This is a genomic window from Streptomyces sp. HSW2009, assembly GCF_040240285.1.
Taxonomy (GTDB): domain Bacteria; phylum Actinomycetota; class Actinomycetes; order Streptomycetales; family Streptomycetaceae; genus Streptomyces.
In genome coordinates this window covers 1-5,374 of sequence record NZ_JBEHZD010000526.1, presented here as the reverse complement: position 1 = coordinate 5,374, position 5,374 = coordinate 1, and the positions used below count along the sequence as shown (strand labels likewise).

The following is a 5,374-nucleotide window of genomic DNA, read 5'->3' as shown; positions in this document are numbered from 1 at the left end:
GCTCGAATCGGTGCTCTCGGTCGTCGGCTTCGTGATGGCCGCCCTGCTCAGCCTGGTGATCTAGCCGGGTACGCACCGGCGCGACCGGCCCCGGCATTCGGCACACTGCCGAATGCCGGGGCCGGCCGCCGTCCGGTGCGGTGTGGTGCGGGCGGCGGGCCGACGAGCCGGCGGGCCGCCCGCCGGGCCGGGCGGCGGTCAGTCAGCCGAGCCCGTCGACCAGCCGTGCCTGTCGACCAGCCGACCCGTCGGCCGCCCCGTCCGTCAGCCAGCCGAGCAGTACTGCTGCTCCTTGCCGATCGAGCGGTACATGCAGTCGGAGTTCTCCAGCAGGATCAGCACCGCCTCGCGGTTGCGGCTGGTCTCCCGCTCGATGACCTCGTCGGGCGGGTAGAAGCCGCCGCCACCGCCGCCCGGGCCCGGGTACATCTCGAAGGTGTAGCTGAAGATCTTCTGGTTGCCCCAGAGCCAGTCGCCGATCGCCCCGTCGTTGACGTAGAGGTCGCTGGACTGCTCGGGGGTGTACCCGTTGGTGGCTGCCATCTTGCGGCCGATGGTGGCGAACGCGTCCCGGTCGTCCTGGGTGAGGCCGGCCGCGGTGTCCGCGGTGGTGTAGCCGTACGGCCACAGGATGAGCTGGCTGTAGGTGTGGAAGTCGATGTTCGTCTTGATCTGCTGCTTGCCGCCGACGATCCGGCTGCGCACGAAGTCGGCGACCACCTTCACCTCGGGCCCGGACTCGGGCTGCGGGCCGCGGTAGGTGTCCGAGGTCGGGCTGCCGGACGAGCCGCCGCAGCAGCCCCACTTGTGGTTCCAGTTCCGGTTCAGGTCCGTACCGGTGGCGCCGGCGTTCGGCTGCCGGTTCTTGCGCCAACTGCGGTACGAGCCGGTGGCGATGTCGTACTCGCCGCCGTCCGGGTTGACGTCCGGCACGATCCAGATCTCGCGGCTGTCGATCAGCTTCTTGAGCCGCGCGTCGCTGCCGTACTTGTCGCCGAACTCGCGGAGCAGGTACAGCGCCATCTCCACGGTCAGGTGCTCGCGGGCGTGCTGGTGCGCCGTGAACAGCACCTCGGGCTCCGCCTCGTCGGTGCCGACGTTGTCGCTGATCTTGATCGCGACGATGTCCCGGCCCTGGTAGGACTTGCCGATGACGCGCTTGCTCATGATGTTCGGGTTCTTGGCGACTCGGTCGTTGATCTCGGCCGTCGCCTCGGCGTAGTTGTGGTAGCGCGAGTCGGCGGGCGGGAAGTCGCGCGGCGTCGCCTCCTTGCCGCCGGAGCGCACCGGCGGCCCGGCCAACTCCTTGACCTCGTAACCGAGTTGACGCACCTGCCGCAGTCCGGCCGGGTCCGCGGTAATGGTGATGGAACCCTTGCGCACCGCGTCGATGACCACGCCGGTGGCGGCCACCTCGGTGCGCTCGGCGATGGTGTCGGGCCCGGTGACCTCGTACTGCCGCGTGGTGTCGGCGGCCTGGGCGCGCTGGGTGGTGGGGGTGGCCTCGTGCGACCCGGAGCCCGTGTCGTCGGCGTTGGCCGCCAGCGGCACGGAGAGGGCGAGGGTGAGCAGGGCGGCGATGACGGTGGTCCGCCGGCCCCTGGTTCGTAGTCGCATGGGGGTCTCCTGGGTGGGGTGTGTCCAGTAGTGCGACGTGCGGCGTGCCGCGCCCGCGGGGGTACGAGCGGACGCGGGGCCCGGTGCGGCGTACGGAGCGCCGTACGGCGTGGGGCGCCGGGGACAGTCTTCGGTTCTGGCATGCCCCGGTCAACATGTGGAGCTGGTGTGAACCCGCCATTTTTTCGAGATTGCGGTCACGTGATTGCCCGGTGGAGTTGACGCGTTCAGAATGCGCATGACAAATTCGCGGCACTTCCTGAGGGAAGGAATCCCCCACATGAACCGAACCGTCATAGGTGCGCTGTCGGCCCTGGCCCTGAGTGGCTCGCTGGTCGCCGGCATCGGCGCCTCGTCCGCCGTCGCGCAGGACGCGGACACCGCCCAGGCCCGGGCAGGCAGCACGGCCGCCGCTGCGGCGACCCCCAAGCTCAACGCCGTGACGTACGAGGGCACGGTGGCACTCAGCAACTGCTCAGGCTCCGTCGTCAAGTTGCCCAGCTCCACCGACCAGGACCCGGCTCTCGTCCTCACCAACGGCCACTGCCTGGAAGGCGGCATGCCGGGCGCCGGGCAGGTGCTGGTGAACCAGCCCTCCAGCCGCAGCTTCACGCTGCTGAACGCCAGCGCGGGCACGGCAGGCACGGTGCGCGCCAGCAAGCTCCTCTACGGCACGATGACCGACACGGACGCCGCGATCTACCAGGTCAACGCCACCTACGCGCAGATCAAGCAGCGCTACAACGTCAACGCCCTGGAACTGTCCGCCGAGCGGCCCGCCTCCGGCGCCACCATCAAGGTCGTCTCCGGCTACTGGAAGCGGACCTACACCTGCAACGTCAACGGCTTCGTCAACCAGCTCCGCGAGGGCAACTGGACCTGGAAGGACTCGGTCCGCTACACCTCGCCGTGCAACGTCATCGGCGGCACGTCGGGCTCCCCGGTGATCGACGCCAACAGCGGCAAGGTGGTCGCGGTCAACAACACGATCAACGAGTCGGGCCAGCGCTGCACGATGAACAACCCGTGCGAGGTCGACCAGAACGGCCAGGTCACGGTCCGCCGCGGCATCGGCTACGCCCAGCAGACGTACCAGCTCACCCGCTGCTTCGGCCCCGGCAACGTGCTCGACCTCAACCAGTCCGGCTGCACGGTGCCCAAGCCGCGCTGGACGCAGACCCCCACCGCTGACCGCCTGGTGACCTCGGCCGCGCCGGGCCTCATCGCGCAGAAGTGAGCGTGGACTTACCCCTTTTAGCCTTGCTGTCCCGCGCGCCCCCTGCCCGGCCGATCTGATCAGCCGCGCGGGGGGCGTTGTGGTGCGACCCCGTCCCGGGGCGCGCCTGAGGGTGGGTGCCTTGCGATCACGGCCGTGGCGGCGGGCTGGTTGGTGCTGGGGGTCATGCCGGAGGGTCGGGGGCCCGTCCTTCTGCCGCGTAGTGGCGGATGAGGTCGAGAGAGGCTGAGGGGGTCAGGGCTTGCGCGCGCACCACATCGAATTGGTGCATGAGGTCAACGACGAGTCTCGGGGTGTCAACGGCGTCGCTGGTGCGGTAGCTCTCGATGAGGGCGGTTGTAGCGCCGTTCTCCATGGTGAGCAGAGTGAGGCTGCCGCCCATGAGTGGGTGGAACGGCTCGGTGAATGGCAGGACTTGCAGGTTGATGTGAGGCTGTTCGGCGGCAATGAGCAGGTGCTTGAGCTGTCGAGCCATGATGTGTTGATCGGAGGCCAGGTGTCGAAGAGCTGATTCATCCATGACTGCCCAGTACTGCGGCGGGTCGGGGCTGTCGAGCAGCCGTTGTCTGGTCAGCCGAGACGCTACGCGCGCGTCCAGGTCTGGCAGTTCTTTCTGCTGGAGCCCCAGGGAGAAATGCGCTCTCGCGTAATCCTCGACCTGTAAGAGCGAAGGCACCAGACTGCTGGTGAACACCTGAAGCCGCACGCATTTGGCTTCGAGAGGCCGGCAGTTGTAGTTGTGCTTGGTCGCCAACCATTCCTGAGCTGCGGCCAGCGCGTCGGCGAAGAGTCCGCATGTCGAGAAGTAATCGTCCAGAGCGTCGGCCAGCGCTTCGGACGGCAATTGCTCGTGACGCTCGACCCGTCCGATGTACGAGTGGGGGTAGTGCAGTTCTGCTGCGAGGGCGCGGAGGGAGAGCCCGGCCCGCTCGCGTAGGCGTCTGAGGTGTCGTCCGGGGAGGGTGCAGGCCGTTGTGCTCTGACCCGACACGGCCGTCTCGTGCAGCTTCATCCCACGTGACCTCCTCGTGCGTGGTGTGACCTCCGGGTGGCAGGTCCCGGGGTGCTGGTTGTGAGCGTAGTGCGCATGAGGCAATTCTGTAGGGGGTTGGTCGCCGTACGTGACCGTGTTCGGCGTTGGCGTCGTATGGCCATTCGTGTCAATTCCGCTGCGTCGCGGTCGCGTTGTTGATATCCGTTGTGAGGAATGAACACTGCTCATGATCCGAGAGCACGCAAAGCCCAGCAGGGCTCATCGTCACCATTCCGCTGAACCACCGATTCCTGTCGGCCCGCGAACCGTCGCGCCCGCATGGAGGTGCCCCGATGAGTGACGTGTCCGAGGTCCGCCCCGGTGACGTACCGCCGCCGGCCGGCGTGGACGGGGAGAGCGGATTTCCCGCGGGATACACCCGCGCCCTGCACTACGTACTGACCGGCGAGCACGAGATCCACACCGTTGCCGGAGTCGTACTGCGATTCTTCCTCGCCGAGGAGGTGCGGCCGGGGGAGACCGCCGCATGGCGGCCCGTATCGGATCGTGAGTTCCAACTCGCCTACGAGAACTCACTGTTCGACATGGACGCCGCGCTGCGGAACGAGATCCGGCCCAACGCGCGGCACGTACAACGTGCCGTGGACGACCTGGCGGGAACGGGCGGATACCTGTGGTCGGACGGGGGCGCGGAGGTCGGGGTAATGACCGCGAACGGGAAGTCGCCGGAGGAATGCGGGCTTGACCTGGCCGAGGTGTGGGAGAACGCGGGACTGGAGGGCGGGGCATGAGCGGGGCGCAGCGGTTACGGGTGGTGCTGTTGGTGTGGAAGCCGCAGGTACCGGACGATCCGATGGACGTGACCCACGGGTGGCCGGACGTCCTGCAAGTACAACTGGCCCGTGATCACACGGTGTGGGAGCCGCCGGGCGTGGTCGTCCGGCCCGGTGAGCAGTTGGTGGAGGCCGCGGCGCGGGTGGCGGGCGCGCTGGGGCTGACGTCGCCGAAGGCCCGACGGGTGCTGGCGGTGGACGAATACCCGGCGGACGGGGACGCGCCGGCGGAGGTCATCCTGTTGCTGGACGGCGGCTGGTGCACGGACGCGGACGTGATCGACGTGCCGGAATGCCTGTGCGCACACGAGCGCGACTGCGCGCACCGGCGACGCTGGGCAACGGCCGAGCAGGCGTGCGAGGCGGACGCGGCACTCACGGCAGGGCTGGGGGCCGCGGTGGGGGCGACCCCGGCGTTCGTCATCGAGCGGAAGGAGGAGTGCCGGGGGTGGGGGGAGGGGTAGCGCACGGGGCGGTGTGGAGGTGGGGTGGGGCGCTCCGCGCGCGGGTGTGTGGCGCGGCTCGGATGGCACCCACTCGTGGAGGTTGGTCCGGCACGGCCCCAGCGGCGGGAGTGTTGGGCTCGCGTGGCCCGTGCCCCTGGGGGCGGGGGCCGCCCCCCCCCCCCCCCCCCGCCCCCCGCCCCCCCCCCCCCCCCCCCCCCCCCCCCCCCCCCCCCCCCCCCCCCCCCCC

The 5,374-nt window shown here is 69.4% G+C and carries 5 protein-coding genes; 3 read left to right on the top strand and 2 right to left on the bottom strand.

The window, feature by feature from the left end; genetic code table 11:
• Window positions 1-264 precede the first annotated feature (264 nt).
• Window positions 265-1,617 carry a M14 family metallopeptidase gene (locus tag AAHZ94_RS27860; RefSeq protein WP_349996260.1) on the bottom strand — a complete coding sequence of 451 codons (1,353 nt, stop codon included), beginning with the start codon at window positions 1,615-1,617 and terminating at the stop codon, window positions 265-267.
• Between the two features lie 280 nt (window positions 1,618-1,897).
• Between AAHZ94_RS27860 and AAHZ94_RS27855 the strand changes: the two genes are divergently transcribed.
• Window positions 1,898-2,854 carry a S1 family peptidase gene (locus tag AAHZ94_RS27855; protein ID WP_349996259.1) on the top strand — a complete coding sequence of 319 codons (957 nt, stop codon included), beginning with the start codon at window positions 1,898-1,900 and terminating at the stop codon, window positions 2,852-2,854.
• A gap of 163 nt (window positions 2,855-3,017) precedes the next feature.
• Here AAHZ94_RS27855 and AAHZ94_RS27850 read toward each other — a convergent pair whose 3' ends face one another.
• Entirely contained in the window at window positions 3,018-3,866 is an 849-nt protein-coding gene (locus AAHZ94_RS27850) for a helix-turn-helix domain-containing protein (protein ID WP_349996257.1), read from the bottom strand.
• Between the two features lie 314 nt (window positions 3,867-4,180).
• On the opposite strand from AAHZ94_RS27850, the gene AAHZ94_RS27845 reads away from it, so the two are divergent.
• Together AAHZ94_RS27845 and AAHZ94_RS27840 are read left to right on the top strand one after the other, a co-directional pair.
• Window positions 4,181-4,639, top strand: a complete 459-nt coding sequence (locus AAHZ94_RS27845) for a hypothetical protein (protein WP_349996256.1) — start codon at window positions 4,181-4,183, stop codon at window positions 4,637-4,639.
• Complete coding sequence (locus tag AAHZ94_RS27840) at window positions 4,636-5,145, top strand: NUDIX hydrolase (protein ID WP_349996255.1); 510 nt, start codon at window positions 4,636-4,638, stop codon at window positions 5,143-5,145. The genes AAHZ94_RS27845 and AAHZ94_RS27840 overlap by 4 nt, the downstream gene beginning before the upstream one ends.
• The last annotated feature ends 229 nt before the right edge of the window (window positions 5,146-5,374 follow it).

Coding starts and splice junctions, on each gene's coding strand:
- AAHZ94_RS27860 (WP_349996260.1), bottom strand. CDS start 1,617: ATGCGACTACGAACCAGGGGCCGGCGGACCACCGTCATCGCCGCCCTG.
- AAHZ94_RS27855 (WP_349996259.1), top strand. CDS start 1,898: ATGAACCGAACCGTCATAGGTGCGCTGTCGGCCCTGGCCCTGAGTGGC.
- AAHZ94_RS27850 (WP_349996257.1), bottom strand. CDS start 3,866: ATGAAGCTGCACGAGACGGCCGTGTCGGGTCAGAGCACAACGGCCTGC.
- AAHZ94_RS27845 (WP_349996256.1), top strand. CDS start 4,181: ATGAGTGACGTGTCCGAGGTCCGCCCCGGTGACGTACCGCCGCCGGCC.
- AAHZ94_RS27840 (WP_349996255.1), top strand. CDS start 4,636: ATGAGCGGGGCGCAGCGGTTACGGGTGGTGCTGTTGGTGTGGAAGCCG.